Annotated in this window: 25 protein-coding genes; 8 read left to right on the top strand and 17 right to left on the bottom strand. The window is 29.0% G+C overall.

The genetic code is table 11. The annotated features are described in order from the left end of the window. Positions 1–7: 7 nt before the first annotated feature. The 8 genes from flgN to L8W55_RS01665 are packed head-to-tail and all read right to left on the bottom strand — an operon-like array spanning position 8 to position 4,601. Complete coding sequence (gene flgN / locus L8W55_RS01700; RefSeq protein WP_087700450.1) at positions 8–442, bottom strand: flagellar export chaperone FlgN; 435 nt, start codon at positions 440–442, stop codon at positions 8–10. Between the two features lie 42 nt (positions 443–484). Then, positions 485–691, bottom strand: a complete 207-nt coding sequence (locus L8W55_RS01695; RefSeq protein ID WP_214125878.1) for a flagellar biosynthesis anti-sigma factor FlgM — start codon at positions 689–691, stop codon at positions 485–487. A gap of 60 nt (positions 692–751) precedes the next feature. Further along, the gene (locus tag L8W55_RS01690; RefSeq protein WP_263677029.1) at positions 752–1,117 is read right to left on the bottom strand and encodes a rod-binding protein; all 366 of its coding nucleotides are present in this window, start codon (positions 1,115–1,117) and stop codon (positions 752–754) included. Beyond that, a complete protein-coding gene (locus tag L8W55_RS01685) occupies positions 1,117–2,163 on the bottom strand; it encodes a flagellar basal body P-ring protein FlgI (RefSeq protein ID WP_263677028.1) in 1,047 nt (348 codons plus the stop codon). The genes L8W55_RS01690 and L8W55_RS01685 overlap by 1 nt, the downstream gene beginning before the upstream one ends. A gap of 57 nt (positions 2,164–2,220) precedes the next feature. After that, positions 2,221–2,877, bottom strand: coding sequence for an RsmD family RNA methyltransferase (locus L8W55_RS01680; RefSeq protein ID WP_263677027.1), 657 nt, complete (start codon positions 2,875–2,877; stop codon positions 2,221–2,223). Then, positions 2,870–3,265, bottom strand: coding sequence for a hypothetical protein (locus L8W55_RS01675; protein WP_039640928.1), 396 nt, complete (start codon positions 3,263–3,265; stop codon positions 2,870–2,872). Before L8W55_RS01675 ends, L8W55_RS01680 begins: the two co-directional genes overlap by 8 nt. Then, entirely contained in the window at positions 3,249–3,953 is a 705-nt protein-coding gene (locus tag L8W55_RS01670) for a hypothetical protein (RefSeq protein ID WP_263677026.1), read from the bottom strand. The genes L8W55_RS01675 and L8W55_RS01670 overlap by 17 nt, the downstream gene beginning before the upstream one ends. 9 nt (positions 3,954–3,962) lie before the next feature. Continuing rightward, positions 3,963–4,601 (bottom strand): DUF5644 domain-containing protein, encoded by a 639-nt coding sequence (locus L8W55_RS01665; protein ID WP_263677025.1) that lies wholly within the window; start codon positions 4,599–4,601, stop codon positions 3,963–3,965. Positions 4,602–4,698: 97 nt separating this feature from the next. On the opposite strand from L8W55_RS01665, the gene L8W55_RS01660 reads away from it, so the two are divergent. The 5 genes from L8W55_RS01660 (at position 4,699) to fldA (ending at position 8,211) form a co-directional block, all read left to right on the top strand. After that, a complete protein-coding gene (locus L8W55_RS01660; RefSeq protein ID WP_263677024.1) occupies positions 4,699–5,520 on the top strand; it encodes a thiamine-phosphate kinase in 822 nt (273 codons plus the stop codon). After that, entirely contained in the window at positions 5,489–6,622 is a 1,134-nt protein-coding gene (truD, locus tag L8W55_RS01655; RefSeq protein WP_263677097.1) for a tRNA pseudouridine(13) synthase TruD, read from the top strand. Before L8W55_RS01660 ends, truD begins: the two co-directional genes overlap by 32 nt. An 85-nt stretch (positions 6,623–6,707) precedes the next feature. Continuing rightward, positions 6,708–7,025, top strand: a complete 318-nt coding sequence (locus tag L8W55_RS01650; protein ID WP_257395101.1) for a DUF2325 domain-containing protein — start codon at positions 6,708–6,710, stop codon at positions 7,023–7,025. A gap of 1 nt (position 7,026) precedes the next feature. Continuing rightward, positions 7,027–7,719 carry a hypothetical protein gene (locus L8W55_RS01645; protein WP_263677022.1) on the top strand — a complete coding sequence of 231 codons (693 nt, stop codon included), beginning with the start codon at positions 7,027–7,029 and terminating at the stop codon, positions 7,717–7,719. Next, positions 7,720–8,211 (top strand): flavodoxin FldA, encoded by a 492-nt coding sequence (fldA, locus tag L8W55_RS01640; RefSeq protein ID WP_263677021.1) that lies wholly within the window; start codon positions 7,720–7,722, stop codon positions 8,209–8,211. It begins immediately after the preceding gene. Positions 8,212–8,239: 28 nt separating this feature from the next. Here fldA and L8W55_RS01635 read toward each other — a convergent pair whose 3' ends face one another. The 9 genes from L8W55_RS01635 to gap form a co-directional block, all read right to left on the bottom strand. Continuing rightward, entirely contained in the window at positions 8,240–10,237 is a 1,998-nt protein-coding gene (locus L8W55_RS01635) for a methyl-accepting chemotaxis protein (protein ID WP_263677020.1), read from the bottom strand. 123 nt (positions 10,238–10,360) lie between these two features. Beyond that, a complete protein-coding gene (locus L8W55_RS01630) occupies positions 10,361–10,774 on the bottom strand; it encodes a hypothetical protein (protein ID WP_263677019.1) in 414 nt (137 codons plus the stop codon). Next, positions 10,767–11,477 (bottom strand): EI24 domain-containing protein, encoded by a 711-nt coding sequence (locus tag L8W55_RS01625; protein WP_263677018.1) that lies wholly within the window; start codon positions 11,475–11,477, stop codon positions 10,767–10,769. The genes L8W55_RS01630 and L8W55_RS01625 overlap by 8 nt, the downstream gene beginning before the upstream one ends. Next, positions 11,474–12,166: a dUTP diphosphatase gene (locus L8W55_RS01620; RefSeq protein ID WP_263677017.1), complete on the bottom strand. Its 693-nt coding sequence runs from the start codon at positions 12,164–12,166 to the stop codon at positions 11,474–11,476. Before L8W55_RS01620 ends, L8W55_RS01625 begins: the two co-directional genes overlap by 4 nt. A gap of 13 nt (positions 12,167–12,179) precedes the next feature. Next, a complete protein-coding gene (locus L8W55_RS01615) occupies positions 12,180–12,725 on the bottom strand; it encodes an ATP-binding protein (protein WP_263677016.1) in 546 nt (181 codons plus the stop codon). Positions 12,726–12,850: 125 nt separating this feature from the next. After that, positions 12,851–14,485 carry a hydrogenase small subunit gene (locus tag L8W55_RS01610; RefSeq protein ID WP_263677015.1) on the bottom strand — a complete coding sequence of 545 codons (1,635 nt, stop codon included), beginning with the start codon at positions 14,483–14,485 and terminating at the stop codon, positions 12,851–12,853. A gap of 3 nt (positions 14,486–14,488) precedes the next feature. Further along, positions 14,489–15,169 carry a triose-phosphate isomerase gene (locus tag L8W55_RS01605; protein WP_263677014.1) on the bottom strand — a complete coding sequence of 227 codons (681 nt, stop codon included), beginning with the start codon at positions 15,167–15,169 and terminating at the stop codon, positions 14,489–14,491. Continuing rightward, entirely contained in the window at positions 15,166–16,368 is a 1,203-nt protein-coding gene (locus tag L8W55_RS01600; RefSeq protein ID WP_263677013.1) for a phosphoglycerate kinase, read from the bottom strand. The genes L8W55_RS01605 and L8W55_RS01600 overlap by 4 nt, the downstream gene beginning before the upstream one ends. Before the next feature lies 1 nt (position 16,369). Then, on the bottom strand, positions 16,370–17,365 hold the full coding sequence (gene gap, locus L8W55_RS01595) for a type I glyceraldehyde-3-phosphate dehydrogenase (RefSeq protein WP_039628046.1): 996 nt from the start codon (positions 17,363–17,365) through the stop codon (positions 16,370–16,372). A gap of 59 nt (positions 17,366–17,424) precedes the next feature. Between gap and nadD the strand changes: the two genes are divergently transcribed. From nadD to L8W55_RS01580, 3 genes are read left to right on the top strand one after another with little or no spacing between them, the layout of a single operon-like run. After that, positions 17,425–17,970 carry a nicotinate (nicotinamide) nucleotide adenylyltransferase gene (nadD, locus tag L8W55_RS01590; protein WP_263677012.1) on the top strand — a complete coding sequence of 182 codons (546 nt, stop codon included), beginning with the start codon at positions 17,425–17,427 and terminating at the stop codon, positions 17,968–17,970. Positions 17,971–17,983: 13 nt separating this feature from the next. Then, positions 17,984–18,313, top strand: a complete 330-nt coding sequence (rsfS, locus tag L8W55_RS01585; RefSeq protein ID WP_257912880.1) for a ribosome silencing factor — start codon at positions 17,984–17,986, stop codon at positions 18,311–18,313. Positions 18,314–18,322: 9 nt separating this feature from the next. After that, a complete protein-coding gene (locus tag L8W55_RS01580; RefSeq protein ID WP_263677011.1) occupies positions 18,323–20,698 on the top strand; it encodes a tetratricopeptide repeat protein in 2,376 nt (791 codons plus the stop codon).

Below are 20,698 nucleotides of genomic sequence, written 5' to 3'. Positions count from 1 at the left end.
TTAACCTTTAAACATTGATCTTAAATAATGAATCTGGAATTGTTTTTTGATCTCCATAAGCATTATTTGTTCCATTTTGTTCAAACATTGTATTTAAGAGATTGTCGTAAAAATTTTTAATAATAAGAGCTAATTTAGCGTATTCTTTATTTTTTTGGTGCAAGGTATTTAAATTTTGCTTTAAAAGAGCAAGTTTTTCTTTATCTTCATCATCTAAAAGTTCATCTAAGCCTTTATTGTTTCCTTGATTGCTAAGTTCTATTAAAGCCTTATCAAGATTTTTTTTAGCAATTTGAAAGTCATTTACAAGTTTAGTTTTTTCCTCTACGCTTTTGCTAACATGTTGGTGATTAGCGGCTTGAATTTGGGTTATATCTTCTAAAGTAAGATTGATGAGTTTTTCTAAAATAGAATTTGTTTCGTCTAAGTGTTGTTTAACCATTTTTTATCCTTTCTTAGGCACTAACCCAAAAAAGGATAAAAATTATAATAAAGAATCTGCTATTGCTTTAGAAGTGGCTTGTAAGTCTATTTTATACGCGCCATTTTTTATTTGTGAAGCAATCAAAGATGCCTTACTCTCTTCTACCTTTTGAGTTTCTTTTGCCTTGTTGTTTTCTTTGTTTTCTGTTTTATTTAAATCATTAGTAGCAACTTGAGCTACATAACTTTGATGTATAGGGTTTATCATTTTAAGCCTCCAGTTCTATTGAAAAACTCTAAGAACTATATCGACACTTAAAAAAATAACTTAACCCCTTTCTTTTAAATAATCAAATAATAATTTTGAAAAACCTAACCCCCCGCTTAATGCTTTACTCATAGTATCATTGTACATAGATGAATAAATTTCATCGCTTGCGTCTTTTCCAAATAAAGAATTTTCTTGTTTTAAAGAAATATCCAAAACGCTTTTGATTAAAAAAGCTTCAAAAGCATCAGTTTGTTCTTTTAAAGCTTTATCTTCATCATTTAATGTTTGTATATGAGTTAAATCATTTTTAAAAGCACTATCTGCATAGTTTTTAGCAGCCTTGTAGCTGTTATTGTGTTTAGTAATACTTTCATAAAGCTCACTGCTATAGTTTTTGCTCGCTAAATAATTATCAACTCTCATCATATCACCTCTAATTCAGCACTAATCGCACCAGCTCTTTTTAGATTTTGCATAATAGCTATGATATCATTTGGCGCTGCTCCAAGTTTATTTAACATTCTAGCTATGTTTGCTACTGTTGTTTTGTTGTTTGTGATTTTTAAAGTATTAGATACTGGATCTAAAATACCACCATCTTTCATATCGATTTCATTTTGTCCTAAAGCTACGGTATTGTTTGGATCGATTTTTATAGTGATATCTTTATGAGTAATTAATATAGGTTCAACTTCTATATTTACACCTGCTACGATAGTTCCTGTTCTTTCATCGATGATTACTTTACTTTCTGGAGTATAAGCTATATCTTGCTCTAATACTCTTGCCATAAATTCAACATGAGAAAATTCTTCAGGTTTTGTTAATTTTATAGTTCTAGAATCTAAAGCCTTTGCTATATCTGTATCAAAAATAGTATTTAAAACTCTTTCTATATTATTAGCTGTTTTAAAATCTGCTTCTTTTAAACTTAAAACCAAATCTTCACTTTGACTAAAGTTTTGTGGAATTTCTCTTTCTACTACTGCACCATTGATAACATTTGCTGAGGTTGAGTGTGTTCCTGCTGCACCTGGTCTTGGACTAAGTCCACCTATTGCTAAAGATCCTTGGGCTACTGCATAAATTTCTCCATCAACCCCTTTTAGAGCCGTCATAAGTAAGGTTCCACCTTGTAAAGATTTGGCATCGCCTAAAGAAGCTACACTTACATCAAGCTTATCCCCACTTCTTGCAAAAGCAGGAAGTTTTGCTGTAACCATTACTGCTGCTGTGTTTTTTGATTTAATATCACCTGGGCTAATTTTTACATTCATACCTTGAAGCATATTTGAAATAGATTGTAGAGTAAATTCGCTACTTGTGCCATCTCCACTTCCATTTAAACCAACAACCAAACCATATCCTATAAGTTGGTTATCTCTAACACCTACTACATTGGTAAGTTCTTTGATAGTAGCTGCAAAAACGCTTAGACTTAGCACTAAGCTTAAAAATAATATTCTCATCGATTCTTCCTTTAATCTATGCTATTTTCATAAATTAAAGCAAAAAAAGTTCCAAATTTACATAAAGGAGTAAAAGCTTAGAGTGGTTGAGCCAAATTTTTTTTCTTTTGTTTTTTCATAATTTTGTATTTTAATTGGAGTTTTAAAAGTACTGTGATGTTCTATAATAATGATTTTTACATTTGAATTTTGTATATTTTCTATCAATTTTAAAGTTTTTTTATAAATATCAAAAAAACCTTCTCTAATGTCAAAAGGCGGATCAAGATATAAAACAATATCTTCTTTGAAATTTTGAATAATTTGAGGAGTTTTTTTAAAAGTATCATCATTAAAGCAAATGGTGTTTTGATCAATACTAGATGCATTTTTTAAAGCGATTTCATAAGCCTTTTTATCTTTTTCTATGGCATAACTTTTTAAACAACCATTGCTTCTTGCCTCTAATGCCATCAAAGCACTTCCTCCAAAGGCTTCTATAAAAACCTTATCTTGTAAAGAAAAACGCAAAACATTAAAAACACAAGATTTTACTATGCTTTTGGTACTTCTTGTGGTATCTAGACTAGGAAGTAAAATTTTTTTACCTTTATAGATTCCACTTTCTATGGTGGTGTAAATTTTTTGAGTTTGTTTTTTTGAGTTTGTTTTTTTATCTTCTTTGTAATTTTTTAAAAAATCTCTTACGCTTTGATATTCTTGTGTTTTATGCATTATTATTTTCTTCTTTGATGAGGTTTTTTAACTCTGTTTTGTAAAGATCAAATATCGCATCGATTTTTTCATGACTTTCTTGACGCAATTGCTCTAAAATGGCTTCACATTTTTGATTCATAAGTTTTTTCTCACGCATAGCAATCTTATAAGCAATGCTTTGCAAACTTGCATTGAAATCATTTAAGGCATTAAGCAATTCTTGCATATTAAAAGGTGGGGTTAAAAAATTTGATTTTTTATTGATGATGAATTGTGGTTTTTGTGTATTGATTTTTTCATCACAGACTAAAAAATCACAATCTTTTTTTAAAACTAAAAAATCTTTCAAGGCAATTTCTAAAGTTTTTTCTAAAATTAAATCTTTACATTCAAGAGCGATTTTCATTGATTAAACTCACTTTTAATTTGTGTTTTTTTAAAGTATATGGTACTATACCTAGGGCTAAATTTGCAAGCTCTGCAAAACTTAAAATATAAAAATCTTCAAAATTTCTATTTGAAATAGCTTGTAATTCTTTATAGCATTTGTCAAACATATAAAAAGAATAAAAATCCTCAACCACTAGAAAATCACAACCACTATCATAAGCATCTAACATTGTAGCAGCAGCACTTTTGAAAGCTAGCTCAGCATTTAAATTTAAAAATCCATAGCCACAGCTTTTGTATTTCCTTTCAAAGTCTATGATATTTGCTTTAAGTATTTTAGTAAGTTTTAAAGAACAGCTCGCATTAGAAAATCCTTGATAAACACCTATATTAAATTGTTCAAAAAAATGTTTAATATGCTCTTGCTTAAGATGATCTAAAAAAACTTTTGGAGCATATTGGATTTTTTCAATTTTGCTCATAATTTCATAAGAGCTGTATTCGCAAGCTAAGATATTATCCTCATCCATCATTCTAGAATATTCATCTAGGATATCTTTTGGATCATAATCAATAATAAAATAATTTTTACCCAAAGGCTTTTCACATAGTGTGCTTTCAACACTGACTACATCTAAAGCATTTTTGATAATATCAAAATAACAAAATAAATCATTATTGCTATTAGTATAAATTTTATGCATTTTAATTCCTTAAAAAATACTTCTTGCAAGGCCTGATTTTACAAGCATAACTTTTAATTCTTTAATGTAAGATTCATAATCAAGCTCATTTGATGAAATAAAATTTTTAAATTTAGTATGATAGTAAATTCCTTTTTCTTCATCTGCAACTAATTTTAAAAATTGTGGTGCTTTTTCTGGGTATTTAAGTAGCATTTTGTAAGCAAATATAAAAAAGCTATCACCAAGATATTCAGGCAAAAATTCTCTAACTTCGCTTGTATAATATAAAAAGTCATATTGTTTGTAAAGTTCTACATCATGCACATCAATAAGTCCTTTAAAAAGCTCTAATTTTTCTAAAAAATCACTTTTATCCATGATTAAATCTTTGGTTGCTCTTTTGGTATCGAGTGGTTCAATGATGAGTTCTTTTCCAAATTTTTCAATGATATTATTTAGATCTCTTCTTTGTCTAATGGCAACTTGGTTGATTTTAATGCAACTTTCTGGATTTTCTTCAAAGTCAAAATATATATCATCTTTTTTCACTTGCACTAAAATATCATAAACACTTTTAAAATTTTTACTATCATAAACATAAGGTTTATAATAAGCTAAATAATCACTATCTTTATCAAAACGAAAAATTCTTAAAGTTATTTGCATATTTTATCCTTGGTATTATTTTTCATTATATACATTTTAAACTTATAAAAATTTAATTATTATATAAAATTAAAAGCTTTTTGTATAAAATATTCACATGGATAAAGAAAAATTTATTATCAACGCCTTTGCTAATCCTATCAATGGAGATGATGGGGCAATCATCGATGGATATTGTTATTCTAAAGATTTATTTTGTGAAGACGTGCATTTTAAGCGCTCTTGGATGAGTTTAGAGCAAATTGGAGCAAAGGCTATGCTTGTGAATATTTCTGATGCAATTGCTATGAATGCTACACCAAAATACGCTCTTTTAGGGCTTTCTTTACCAAAATGTCTAGAAATGAAACAAGTTAAAGCTTTGCAAAAAGGTTTGTTGGATAGTGCAAAAGAATTTGGGGTGCAAATTATAGGCGGAGATACCATAGCAGATAATAAAATCAATATTAGTATAACTATTATTTCTAAAGTAAATAAAAAGGCTATTTTTAGAAAAGGTTTGAAAAAAGGAGATTTGCTTGCTTTTAGTGGGAAATTAGGTGAGAGTTTAAAAGGTTTAAATATATTATTTCGCGGTGGAAAATTACATTCTAAACATCGTTTTATAAAACCTAGTTTGAGACAAAAATTTTTTTATGATATAGCAAAAAAAGTTAGAGTGAGTATGGATATTTCAGATGGTTTGAATAAAGACTTATCAAGAATGTTATTTCAAAACCAACTTAGTATAAAATTCCTTAAAAAATTAGATAAATTTAGCTTAAATAGTGCAGAAGAATATGAAATTTTATTTGCTTTTGATAAAAAACATAAAGCATTTATACAAAATATGGCAAAAAAACATAGAATTAAACTAAATATTTTTGCAAAAACAACAACAGGAAGGTATAAATTTTATGGAAGAGAACATCATTTTTAAACCCTTATATACTTTAAAACATAGCCCGATAAATGTGTATTTTTCAAAAAATAGCAATGATTTTGTAGTAAGAGAAAAGCCTTTGTATGAATTTAGTGGAAAAGGCGAACATTTAATTTTGCATATACAAAAAAAAGATCTAAGCACCGGTGAAGCTTTGAGAATTTTAAGCGAGCAAAGTGGTGTTAAAATGAAAGATTTTGGCTATAGTGGTTTAAAAGATAAACAAGGTTTAACTTTTCAATATATTTCTATGCCTAAAAAATTTGAAGAGGGTTTAAAAAATTTTAAACATGATAAGATGAAAATTTTAGAAACTTTTTATCATGATAATAAACTTAGAATAGGGCATTTAAAAGGAAATTCTTTTTTTATAAGATTAAAAAAAGTTTCCAAAGTAGATGCACTAAAAATTGATCAAGCTTTTAAAAATATCCAAGAACAAGGTTTTGCTAATTATTTTGGATATCAGCGTTTTGGCAAATTTCAAGATAATTTTTCACAGGGACTAGAAATTTTAAAAGGCAAAAAAATCAAAAATAAAAAAATGCAAGAATTTTTAATTTCTGCTTTTCAAAGTGAGCTTTTTAATAGATATTTGAGTAAAAGAGTGGAATTGTCACATTTTATTAATGATTTTAGTGAAAAAGAAATAAAACAAATTTATGGTTTAGAAAAAGAAGAAATCAAAAGTTTAAAAAATCAAACACAGTTTTTTAAGCTTTTAAAGGGCGAAGTTTTAGGACATTATCCTTTTGGTAAATGTTTTATATGTGAAGATTTATCAAGTGAAGTAGAAAGATTTAATCAAAAAGATATTAGCGCAATGGGTCTTTTAATAGGATCTAAAGCTTATGAAGCAAATGAAAGTCTAGCTAAAAAATTAGAAGAAGAGATTTTTTCTTTTGCATATGAGTTTAAAGATAAAATGCAAGGTTCAAGGCGCTTTATGTGGTCTTATTTGCAAGATTGCAAAAGTTATTATGATGAAGAAAAAGCTCATTTTACTTTGGAATTTTTCTTGCAAAAAGGCTCATATGCCACGGTGGTCTTGGAGGAAATTTTACACACGGATATCTTTGAGCAAACTCATAATATATAATTTTAAAATTGATATTGAGTATCAGTAAAAATTTATCTTTTATAAATTATAATAACAATTATCATTTTTATAAAAGGAAAACTCAATGTCAGTTTTGGTTATCGGTGCGGATGAAATCACTCCAATTAAGGCGGTTTTGACAAATTTAGGTGCAAAAAACATAGAGCATTGGGATGCTAGAAATGAAAATAGGGTTAATAGAAAGCCTATCCCTCAAAATACCGAATGCATAGTTATGCTGACTAGCTTTTTAAATCATAATACTATGAAAAAAATCAAAACAGAGGCAAAAAAGCGCAATATACCTTTAGTTTGTGCTAAACGCAGTGTGAGTTGTGTGTATTGTGAATATTGCAAGGTTTTTGGTCTTGATCAAACATATGAGTGTGCAAAGAAGGCTTAGTATGTTTGGATTTAATGAAAAAGAGGATTTTATACCTAAAATATTTAGAGATTTAGAGCGAAAAAGTATTAATCATATTTTTTTAAATTTATATAATTCTTTAGTTGAAAATGAATTGAAAATACCTTATATCTATGCAAAACAAGCTAGTTGTTTAAGAAATATTTTTGAGCTAAAAATTCAAAATATGAGCATAGAAAGAACTTTGAGATTTAGTAAAGTAAAGCAATTTTGTCCATATTCTCATAAAATCATCAAGGCGTATAAAGAAGAAAATTTAAACAAATTAAAGTTTGAAGCAAAGAAACCAAAATATGCTTTAGCTAAATTAATACAAAATGTGTTTTTATCATCTAGTTTTACTTTACCTTTACAAGTAGCTTTTGAGGCTTTTGTGTATGATAAAATTTGCAAAAGCAATACAAAATCTAAGATAAAGCTTGATAAAAACATTATTATCATCAATGAAAAAATGGCAGTTATGCCTTTATTTTATAAAGACAATGATAAAGATATAGAGCTTGCTTTGCAATTTATAAAAAATAATTCTTTTGAAAGATTTTATATTGTGTATCCAAGAAATAAAAATTTCACTCAACATAAAGAAATAAGACATAATTTATGTGAAAATAACAAAACTTTGCTAAAATTAGTTCCCTATACTATTAATAATCAAATTTTAAGGAGATGTTAAATGTCAATAGCGGTAATTTATGGTAGCTCTATGGGTAATACTGAAAGTGCGGCAAATATGATTGCTCAAAAATTGGGAATTTCTGATGTATTAAATATCGCAGATATTGATGCAGAAAAAATTAATTCTTATGATAAATTAATTTGTGGTACTTCTACTTGGGGAAGTGGTGATTTTCAAGATGATTGGGATGGTTTTGATTTTTCTGCTTTAAATCTTAATGGTAAAACTGTTGCGGTTTTTGGTATGGGAGATAGTGAAAGCTATTCAGATACATATTGTAGCGCTATGGGCAAACTTGCTCAAGCTTTAAAAACAGCAGGCGCAAATTTAGTAGGTGCTGTTTCTACAGGTGGCTATACTTTTGAAGCAAGTGAAGCAGTAGAAGGTGATAAATTTGTAGGACTTGCATTAGATAATGATAATCATGAGGATTTAACTGAAAGTAGAATTGATGCTTGGTTAGAGCAAATTAAACCTTCTTTTTCTTAAATATTAGATGCCTTTTAGGCATCTAATATTAAAATTTTCTTTTCTTAGTTTCACTTAATATGTCTTGTGCTAAAGAATCTACTTCATTTGCAATAGCATTAGTTTGTATGGCTGTTTGAGAGTTTTGTTGTGTGAGCTTTTCTATAGTAGCTACCGATTCGTTAATTTGACTGATATCGTTTGCTTCTTCTTTTATAGATTCACCCATATCACTTATAGATTGAGCCAAGATATTAGTATTTGCTTCTATCTCACCTAAAGACTTTTGAGTTCTTTCTGCTAAGTTTCTAACTTCTTCAGCAACAACAGCAAAGCCACGTCCGTGTTCTCCTGCACGCGCTGCTTCAATAGCTGCATTTAATGCAAGCAAGTTGATTTGCTCAGCTATATCTGAAATTACTGTAGTAACACTTTTAATATCATTGCTTTGTTTTACAACATCTTGTGCTTTAATAGAGATTTCACTCATGGCTGAGTTCATTTGTTCTAAAGCTCTTGCACTTTCTTGTAGTGATGAGGTTTGATGAGCAGCATCATTAGTGAGTTCTTGCATACTTTGTTTGAGTGCTTCGGCCTTTTGATTTAATAATTCACCTTGATTAAGTGATTGTGAGAGCATGTTTTTGATTTCATTTCCTAGCGCATTGATCGCTCTTTCAACATCGCCTTTTGGTGTGTTGATAGCTGCTGTAAAATCTAAATGTTTGTAGCTATCAAACACAGCTTGAATTTCATTTAAATCACTACCGATTTTTACTTGTAAGGTGGTAAGCATTTTGTTTAAAACTTCTATGAGTTCTTGAATTTGCGGATTATTAGCATGAGAGCTAATGTGTAAATCAAGCTCACCTGTTTCTATTTTTCTAGCAACATTTACAGATTCTTCAATAGCTTTTGCATCTTTACTTAACGCCTCTTTAATAATTTCAATGTTCTCATTGATTTCATCAGCCATTTTTCCAAATTCATCTTGAGTTTTAAGTTTAATAGGATGAGAATGAGCGTCTTTGTGATTTAAATAATTAAAGAAATTGTGTAATCCCGAAGAAATAATAGCAATAGGTTTAAGATTATATGAAATAATCATTCTAATGAAAATCAAAGTAATAAAAATAGCAATTAGAGAGATAATAATTTGTTCCATTAGTGTTTGTTTGGCTGCATCACTATAAAAATCATAATCAGCTATAGAGCAAATAGTGTATTTTGGATTAATACTGCCATTACAAATTAAAGCCTTGGTTCCTTCTTCCATAGTTTGAACTTTAAAAATATCTTTAGAAAGGGTCTTGTTTGCACCTTCAGGTGTTTTAAAGTAGCTTGAAATAATATCTTTACTAATGTCTGTTGAAGTTAAAATTCTAGATGAGTCAGTGTGAAAAAGATAAGTTCCATCATGAGCTAAAACTGCCGCATGAGAATAAGGTGTTTTACCTATGGCTAAAACTTCTTCTGAGAATTTTTTCAAATCATAATCAGCTGCAACCACCCCTATAACTTTTCCATTTTCCATAATAGGGCTGGCATAAGAAATAGTTGGTTTTTTCATACTAGATGATATATAAGGTTCTGTAACAACTAGCTCTCTTTTTTCTTTAGCTTCCTTATACCATCCTCTAGCTCTAGGATCATATCCGCTTTCTGGAGTTTGGTTATTACCGTTAGATCTAAACATAGATCCATCCTCAAAACCTACATAGGTTAAATCAAAACCTAAAGAATCTCCTATGGATTTTAGTAAACTAGTGTATTGCTCTGGGGCTAGATTGTTTTTGTTTTCTTTAATGTATTTTGTTAAAGAATTAATCACATTACGCCTATCGCTTGCATATAAATCAAATCTTTTACTCACATCAAAAGCAACTTTTTGTTGAAACTGAACTAATAGTGTATGGCTATTGGATTTAGATTTTACATAGTTAAAAAAACCTAAAACACATAACAAAACTACAACGAAAATACAAACCAAGAAGGCTATTTTGTTAGAAAAATTACCTAGTAGGTATTTCTTAATGGAAGAGAGCATTTTTTCTCCTTAAAAAGCCTAAATTTAAGACTTTATGATGATAATATATGTGATTTTATTCAAAAAATATTTAAAATTTTATAAAAATTATTTATTTTTATTAAAAAATATTATATTTTTGAATTATTTTTGAATAAAAAATTCTAATTTTTTAGAAAGTAAAATTTTATTGTCAGTGTATTTTGCCCATTGTATATTCAAAGCAAAAATACAAGCTTGTGCAAGTTTGGCAAAAGGAAATTTTTCATAGTATATTTTCTCTTGCTCTTTGGTGGCTTTTTGGAAAAGAGCTTTGATTTGCACTCCTTTAATGAGATTAATGATGTTTGTATCTAGTGCTATATTAACTGCTACTTTGGACATTTTATAAGCAAGCTGAATGTGTTTGGTGTGTTCTTCACTAGCAAAAATTAAAGCAAAATTTTTATCATCAAAAGCATAATAACAACTTGCGCAATATACTCCGCCATCATCATCAAGCATACTCAAACTAAGAAGTTTTTGCGAGTGAATAAAATTTATAATTCTTTCATCCATTATTTTTAGCTTTGATTTTTAAGATTTTTTGATAGCATAAATGGCTTAGGAAAATCACATAAAATACTTGTAAAAATAAACCAAGTAAAGGTATGCTTGATAAAGCAAAAAAGATTAAAGTGATGATTTTAAAGTATAAGGGTGATGAGTTTTTATAAAAATCATCAAAGTTGTTTTTATCTAAGACATTGCTTAATACATCTAGTAATAAAAGTTTGTGAAATAAATAATAAAATACTCCATAATAAATCACAATACTAACAAAAGGTATAATCAATAAGAAAGTAGCTACTACAAACAATACGCATGAGATGAGTATAAATTTGAATGTTTTAAGTAAAACCTCTAAAGAATTTACTTCTTTTTGTATGGAATAGTTGTAATATTTTTGATTGATTTTTTTCACAATATAAGGAGTTAAAAAAGAAATTATAAGCATGGTAAAAAACACTGAGGCAAATACCACTATGAAAAATCCGCCTATGGCACTTAAAAATGCAAGTGAAAATTGCACTATAGAAAAGCTAAAAAACCAAGCCATAAAAGATCCGCTAACCACATCTTCTATATAAGAAAAGAATATATCATAACTATAATATACAAGCAAGATAAAAAGAAATAAACTAATTAAAAAAGGTAAGAGAGAAAATTTTAAAAAAGGCTTGCTAAGAAAATCTTGCAAGCTTAGATATAATATACTCATTTAATTTGATTGTAATTTTCTTGAAGTTTTTGATAAATTTCTTTATAATCTAGCGTTTCTTTTAAAATTTGATTTAAAACTTCATTATCTTCTGTGCCATTCCATGTTTTTTTATAAGTGCCTTCTTTGTAGCCATTTTCTTGTCTGAATTGATTTAAAATATTTTTTCCAATATAGGTTTTATAAAGCTCAAAGAAATTTAAACCACATTTTCTAGCTAAAACAAAATACACACTTAAAAGCTCACCTAAATCATAATCAAAACCACTGCATTTATGGATAATAAGCTCAATATCATTTAAAATTCCATAAACATCTGCTTCATTTGGATTAGAAGTTTCTTTGCAAAAATCATCAAAAAAAGTTACAGAAGAAACTTCTTCTGCTATGAAGTTTTTATCATTGATTTGTTTTTCTTTATATTCTTCTAAAATTAAACTCAAAATAAAATGCCATATATCTACTATTTCAATGCGCACATTGTCCCAGTTTGCAGGAGTGTGTATGCTTTTCCAGTGTTTCCAAGCAAAAGAATCAATAAGCTCAGCACACTCCATGTAAATACATCTTCTAAAACTAATCAATTTACCTTCTTTAGTATAGCCATTTTCCCAACCTATACCATTGGTGTCATCATTTAATTTTTGCTGGAGTTCTAGCATGCTTTTTAAAATATCTTTTACTTCCATTTTGTTTCCTTTTTTAAGCATAAAATCCAAATTCTTTATTATCTTCTTCTTTTTCTTCTTTTTGTTTGTTATATTGTTCCCAAATTTCTTCTAATAATTTAGCACTATCTTGGAAAATTTGCTTTTTAATATCTTCAAGATCTGTTTTATTTATTTCTTTGTTTAAACTCTTATCCATGGTATTAAATAACTCATGTAAAGTAGCTTTTTTATGTTCTTCATTTTTTGCTTCAGGTAAGGCATTGCCGATTTTCATTGCAGTAGTGATAAGCTCTTTTGGTTTTAAAGTTCCTACTCTTGAGTTTTTCATAAATTCATCGATTTGAGGTTGTACTTTAGCTACTGCTTCTTTTATTTCTTCAATTTCTTCTTGTGAAAGTTTGGTTCCATTATATGAGAATGAAAAACCAAATTGATTTCTAAGGCTTAAAGAAGCTGAGTTGCCATCTTTGTCTAATTTTGCCTCTTTTTTATCATACATAGAAAAAGAAAGATGGTTACCATTTTTTGTTTTAATATCCATAGAAAAATTTTGAGAATTATAACTAGAAATTTGCATAACATTCCTTTCAAGTCAAGATAAAGCTATATCGTCAAAATAACTCAATCTTAAACAAATTTGCAAAGTTTTTATACTTTGCAAATTTCAAATATTAGGGAGATAAATATTTTAACATTAAGTCTTTAAATCCTCGTTAAATCCCAAAATAATTTTAATAATTTTTCATTTTTTGCACATATTAAAATTTGCTTTTTATTGTGTGTTTTTTTACATGCTTTTAAAGCTTGTTTTAAATGTTCTTTTAAAGAAAAAATCAACCCAAAGGCAACGGCTTCTTTATCTAAGCCACCTAAAATATAAATCAAAGGCATGCGCATAGATTTAGAAACATCAAGCTTTGCTTGTTCATTAATAGTGGTTTTAAAATCAAATTTGCTAGGATGTTTAAACTTATAAGCTAAAGCAAGATCTAAAAACTCATCTAAATGGTTTAATTTTTTTCCGCTAATAAAAGGATATATAAAATAAAATAAATCTAAGATATTATTGCTAATTTTGCTTTCATCACCATAATTTTCTTGTATAAAATCATAATATGTTTTAAATTGCTCTTGATAATTTTGCACTAAAGTCATAGCCATTTTGGTTTTTGCGAAATTATTTAAAAAAACTTTAGGATTAGCTTCAAAACTAAAATCTAAAAAATTAATCTTTGCATCATTTTGATAAAAAATCCCACTAATTTCGCTTTCTAAATCCAGTAAGATATTATCTGAATTAAGCTCATTGTTAGAACTATTATGAATTATTTTATCATCTAATATAATAGAAAAATCATTATAAGCAAATTCATTACTCATAGGTTTTTCATAAAAACCAAAATCATCCCAAAAATTCTCTTCACTACAAGCAATACAACCATGTCCTGCGGCTACTGGCCAAGAGGTTTTGGAATTAAATTTAACCTTAGGGCAATTATTATAAGCATAAGGTCCTTTGCAGCCTACCTTAAAAAGACAATAACCTTGTTTTATATTCTCATCATCAAAACTTTGAGCAAAATTTCCTGCTTCAAATTTAGCTTTTCTTTCACATAAATCATGCAAGCATTTTCCATAAAGAGCTAAAGGTCTATTTTGTTCATCTAAAGCCATGTCTTGTTCAAATAATATATAAAAACAAAGCGCTGCGATGATATTTACATCACTTGGAGGACAACCTGGTATATTGATTACTTTTTCTTCTAAGACTTTAGAAATTCCTATGCTTTTGGTAGGATTTGGATGTGCAGCTTGAATTCCTCCATAGCTTGAACAAGTTCCCATAGCAAAGATTGTTTTAGCATTTTTAGCACATTTTTGTAAAATTTCATATCCATTTTCACCATGTGCTCCTATAGTCAGATAAAAAGGATCTATAGCACAAACTCCACCTTCAACAGCTAAAAGAAAATCTTTTTTTTCTAAAACTTCCTCTAAATGCGATTCTGCTTGATGCCCACTTGCACTCATGAAGGTTTCATGGTATTCTAAAGAAATAAAATCAAAAATCAGATCTAAAAAGTCAGGCAATGAAGTTCTAAGCAAACTTTCACTACACCCTGTACATTCGCTTAAATGAAGCCATATGAGGCTAGGTGGGGTGTGAAGTTGAAAATATCTATGCGCCAAAGGGCTAAAATCATTTGGTAAACCTAAAATTTTAATAATAGAATTTACAGTATCTAATGAGATATTTTTTTCTTCTTTGTGTGAGTTTTCCAATAGAGCGATTTTACGCTCTAATATGCTTTTTAATTCTTCATTGCTTAAAGACATTTTTTAACCTTTAGCTATTTGTATCATATTTAAAAAATCATTTGCATTTAATGCAGCTGAACCTATCAATACTCCATCACAATTTTTTAAAGCACAAATTTCTTTAACATTGCTTTGATTAACACTTCCACCATATAAAAGCTTAGCGTTAGTAAATTCTCTTAAAAAATTAAGTATGGTATTAATATCATCAAGATTAGCACTAACTCCTGTGCCTATAGAATAAATAGGCTCATAAGCTATGATAAGTTTTCTATAAGATAAATCAATATTTTCAATTTGCTTTTTTAAAAAATCCAAACTTTTGTTAGCATTTTTAGTTTCTAAACTTTCGCCTATACAATAAATAATATTAAAATCAAGATTTTTTGCAAAATCAAACTTTACTTTTAAAAAGCTTTCATCTTCCTTTAAAGCTCTTCTTTCGGAATGACCGATTAAAACACTCTTGATGTTAAATTCTTCTAAGTGAATTTTACCTATTTCTCCAGTATAGGCTCCATTTTCACAAGGGTAGAAATTCTGCGCGCCTTGTTGAAAGGAAAAATTGTCTTTTAAAAAAGCTATACTAGGAGGGAAGATGAAAACTTCATCTTCTTTGTTTAAATTTTGGTTTAATTCTTGAGCATAAAGTTCAAAGCTTGATCTTGTGTGATTGCACTTTAAATTTGCTGCAAAAATCATTCATTATCCTTTATAGTTAAAGGTTTTACACCAGGAAGTTCTTTTCCTTCTATAAGTTCTAATGATGCTCCACCACCGGTTGAAATGAAAGTCATCTCATCAGCATCACCTGCTCTTGCTACAACATCAGCAGTATCGCCACCACCTATTACAGTTGTCGCATGAGATTCACTAATGTAATGGCTCATTTTAATGCTACCTTTTGAGAATTTATCAATTTCAAAAACCCCCATAGGCCCATTCCACCATATAGTTTGAGCATCAGAAAGTGCTTCTTTAAATAATCTTACACTAGCAGGACCTATATCAAGCCCCATCCAACCCGCAGGAATTTCTTGTACAGGAGTGTATTTCATCACTGCTTCTTGAGAGCAAGTTTGTGCTGCTGTAACATCCACAGGAAGATAAATTTTCACCCCTAGATTTTTACCTTTGAGTAAGATTTTATTTGCTTCTTCAATTAAATCTTCTTCTAAAAGAGAATTTCCTATATCATAACCTTGAGCTTTTAAGAAAGTAAAGGCCATACCACCACCTATGATGAGCTTATCTACTTTTGGAAGTAAGTTAGTCAAAGCTTGTAGTTTTCCGCTTACTTTAGAACCACCTACTACCGCTACAAAAGGACGCGCAGGATGTTTGATGAGATTGCTTGCAAATTCTATTTCTTTTTGGAGTAAAAATCCCGCACCTTTGTTTGCATTATCGAAGTATTTTGTAATAGCTTCAACGCTAGCATGGGCTCTATGGCAAACCCCAAAAGCATCGTTAATATAAACATCGGCCATAGAAGCAAGTTCTTTGGCTAAATTTTCATCATTCTTAGTTTCACCCTTTTCAAAGCGTAAATTTTCTAAAAGCAAAATTCCACTCGGCTTTAATTCACTAGCTTTTTTCTTTGCATCTTCACCTATAACATCTTTAGCCATGATAACTTCTTTAGCCATTAAACGTGCAAGTCTTTTTGCAACCGGCTCTAAAGAATATTTTGAAGCTATTTCTTTTGGACGCCCTAAATGTGAAGCCAAAATAACTGCACAACCATTATCTAAACAATATCTTATGGTAGGGATAGCTGAGCGAATACGACGATCATCAGTAATATTTAAAAACTCATCTTGAGGAACATTAAAATCACATCTTATAAATACTTTTTTCTTTGCAAGATCAATATCTTTAATCGATAAAATACTACTCATCTTAAGCCTTTGCTACAAATACTGCCATATCTACTAAACGAGAAGAATATCCCCATTCATTGTCATACCAAGCAACTACTTTAACAAAATCATCACAAATAACTTGAGTTAAATCACTTGCTACAATCGCACCATAAGAGCAAGTTATAAAATCACTTGAAACTCTTTCTTCATCATCTACTAATAATATACCTTTTAAATTGCTAGCAGCTGCTTTTCTAAAGGCTTCGTTGATTTCTTCTTTACTTACTTTTTTCTTTAAAGTTGCAGTTAAATCCACAGTTGACACATCAGCTACAGGTACACGCATGCTTTGACCGTGTAATTTTCCATCAAGTTCAGGCATAACAAGCTTCATAGCCTTTGCTGCACCAGTTGAAGTAGGGATGATATTTTGTGCAGCAGCACGTGATCTTCTTTTATCTCTTGCTTTTGCATCAATAATGCTTTGCCCGTTTGTATATGCATGAATAGTTGTCATTAAACCTTTTTCTATGCCAAAATTATCTTGTAAAACTCTACAAATTGGACCCAAGCAGTTAGTAGTACAACTTGCATTTGAGATGATGTTTTCGCCTTTATATTCGTGAGCATTTACCCCTAAAACATAAGTTGGAGTTTTATCTTTTGCGGGTGCACTCATGATAACTTTTTGCACCCCATGATCTAAAAATCCTTGACATTTTTCCATAGTTAAGTGTGCGCCAGTACATTCTAAAACAATTTGTGCGCCATATTTTGCAAAGTCTAAATCAGCTACATTTCTACTTTTTAAAACTTTTATTTTTTTATTATCAATTATTAAATCATCGCCATCATTTTCAACACTACCATCATATACCCCATGAACGGTGTCATATTTGAAAAGATATTTAGTAAGTTCTATATCAGTAGTATCATTAATCGCTACAAGTTCGATATCATCGCGCTTCATAATAATTCTTGCAACACATCTTCCAATGCGTCCAAAACCATTTATTGCAACTTTTACAGCCATTTTCATTTCCTTTTTATGATTAAGTAGGTAAAATTCTACTAAAAAAAGGTTAAATTTTAATGAAAATCGCACTTTTTGGTGGCAGTTTTGATCCACCTCATTTAGGGCATAATGCTATAGTCTTTAATGCACTAGCAAATTTAGAGCTTGATAAACTCATTATTATGCCCACTTTTATTAGTCCTTTTAAGCAAGAATTTACCGCAAATGAGCAAAGACGCTTAAAATGGTGTGAGATGATTTGGGGAGGTTTGGAAAAAGTTGAAATTTGTGATTTTGAAATAAAAAAACAAAGACCTGTGCCTAGTATAGAAAGTGTTGATTTTTTGTATAAACAATATGAAATTTCTAAATTTTATCTTATTTTAGGAGCTGATCATTTACAAAGTCTTGAAAAATGGCATGAATTTGAAAGATTGCAAAATTTGGTAGAATTTGTTGTAGCTAAAAGAGATGATATTTTTATACCAAAACATTTTAAAATCTTAGATACTAAAGTAGATATTTCTTCTTCTTTTATAAGAGAAACCTTGCAAACATCACAAGTTTGTGAGCAAATCAAAGAAGAAGTTAAGCTTTATTATTCTAAATTTAAAAATATTTAATAAAAGGAAAACAATGCAAGAAAGAATTAATAATATAGTGCAAATTTTAGATGATAAAAAAGCAGATTTAATAGAAACCTTTGATATGCAAGATAGGGATTATTTTGTCAAATTTGTAGTGATTGCTACTACTATGGGGGAAAGACATGCGCTTTCTTTGATTGATGATTTAAAAACTAATCTTAAAAGCAAGGGTGAAGAGTTTTTAAATATAGAAAGTAGTGAAGAATGGACTGTGCTTGATTTAGGTGATATTTTGATTCACTTAATGAGTGAAACTTATAGGGCAAAATATAATATAGAAGAATTTTTAAAAAGTTTAAACAAAGAAAATCAAAACTAGGAAATAAAATTGGATAATTTAATTACTGAGTTATCAGATTTAGCTAAAGAATATTTTGAAAATTCAGAATTTGAAAAGTGTGACGAAGTCTTAAGTGAGCTTATAGCTTTTTGTAAAGGTGAAGTTACGCTTGCTCAAGATGGTAAAGTGATTTTTATAGATGATGAGGATAAAGAGCGTTTGCTTTTAGAGGCTTATCATAATAGAGCGTTTTGTAGATTTAATTGCTTGAAATTTCAAGAAGCACTTGAAGATGCAACTATAGCTGTAGAATTTGATTCTAGTAATGTATTTTTGTTTAATCTTTTGGGCTTGTGTAATTTTAAATTAGATTTATTACAAGAAGCGCTTTTAGCTTTTAATAAAACTATAGCGCTAGATAATGCATATTATTTAGCATATTTTAACAGAGCTAGGGTTTATATACTTTTAGATGAACATGCAAAAGCTTTAAAAGATTTGCAAATTTGTATTGATTTAGCTCCAGAATATTATATAGCTTATTATACTAGAGCTATTGCTCTGCTTAGTGTTGATCCAAAACAAGCTTTAATTGATTTTAAAAAATCTCAAGATTTAGGCTTTGAATCCTCGCAGATTTTTTATTATCAAGGGGTAGCTTATGAGAATTTAGAAGATTATCAAAAAGCTATAGAATTTTTTACCAAGATGATTGAGCAAGATGAGAGTTTTGCTGATGCGTATTATAAAAGGGCTAATAATAAACGCAAGGTTGATGATTTAGAAGGAGCTTTGCAAGATTGCTTAAAATCTATTGAACTAGACAGTGAAAATGCAATGGCGTACTTAATTTTGGGACATATTTATAAAGACTTAGAAAAGATAGAATTATCAATAGATGCTTTTAAAAAATCAATTGAATTAGATGAAAATTTGCAATATCCATGTTTTGCATTGGCTAGGGTTTTGTATGATTTAGAAGATTATGAGCAAGCTTTGAAGTATTATGATAAAACAATTGAGCTTTATGAAGAATATGCCCAAGCATATATTAATAGAGGCAATACTAAAATCAATCTAAAAATGATTGAAGAGGCTATAGAGGATTTTGATTTAGCAGCTAAATATTATCAAGAAAGAGCAAGAAAACACGATTTTACTCCATCAGAATTAGCAGAACTTGAACACGCAGTTCCTTATGGTTTTTATCATTTGGGCAATAGTTTATATGAAATAGACAAATATGATGAAGCTTTGATAAGTTATGAAAAAGCTTTAAAATATCAAAAAGAATATCCCGATGTATTTTTTAATAGGGCTTATTTAAAATCTGATCTTGAAAAATATGAGGAAGCTTTAGAAGATAGCGAGCTAGCTGTTAAATATTATAAAAAGCAAAATAATACCCAAGATTATGCTAATTCCCTTTCTCAAAGAGCTTGGATTAAAAGTAGACTTGAAAGATTTCAAGAAGCTATGGATGAATACAATGAACTTATAAAAACATATAAAGATTATATTGATTTAAAAGATGTATTATTTGAAAGGGCATATTGTGCAAAAGAACTTGAATCTTATGAAGAATTAATAGCTTATTGTAATGCAGCACACAAGGTGGATAAAAATAATTTTAAGCTTTATTTTTGGCGAGGAATTGCTAAATATAATTTAAGCTTAGAAGAAGAAGCTATAGAAGATTTAAACAAGGCTTTAAAAATCGATAAAAGCCATAATGGTGCAAAGTATTATAAAGGACTTTGTTATGAAGATCTTTATATGTTTGAAGAAGCGATAAAATGTTATGATAGCGTGATTTTAAGCAACGAAGATGATGATGAGTCGTATTTTCATAGAGCAAAATGCAAAAGAAATCTTGAAAAATACAACGAAGCTTTAAAAGATATCAATGAATGCTTAAAAATAATTGATGATATTGGGGAGTATTGGATAGAAAAAGCACAAATTTTAAGCTTTTTAGGAAAATATGATGAAAGCTTTGAAGCAGCAAAAAAAGCAAGTGAGCTTGAACCAAAATCATATGAGTGTTATCATTTTATGGGTGCTGTTAAAGTATATTTGCAAGATTTTAAAGAAGCTATAAAATATCTTAACATGGCTTTAAATTTAGATGATAGTCAAAATTGGACACATTATTATAAGGCAGAGTGTTTAAGAAATTTAGGTGATTTTCATGATGCATTGCAATGTTATGAAGATTGTTTAAAGATAGTAAATGAAAATACCGACGCTTTGGTGGGAAAAATTCAGTGTTTAGAAGAGTTAAAAGAATATGAGCAAGCTTTAGAGTGTACTAAAGAATTATTAAAACTTGATGAAGAAAATGAGTTTGCATTAAAAAATAAAGATATTTTAATCCAAAAATTAAAGCAACAAAATAAAAAATGGTGGCAAATTTGGAATTAA

The sequence above is a fragment of the Campylobacter sp. FU_520 genome (assembly GCF_025772385.1).
GTDB classification, from domain to species: domain Bacteria; phylum Campylobacterota; class Campylobacteria; order Campylobacterales; family Campylobacteraceae; genus Campylobacter_D; species Campylobacter_D lari_C.
Note: the sequence above shows the minus strand (reverse complement) of the source record. Positions and strands in the feature narration are given on the sequence as shown.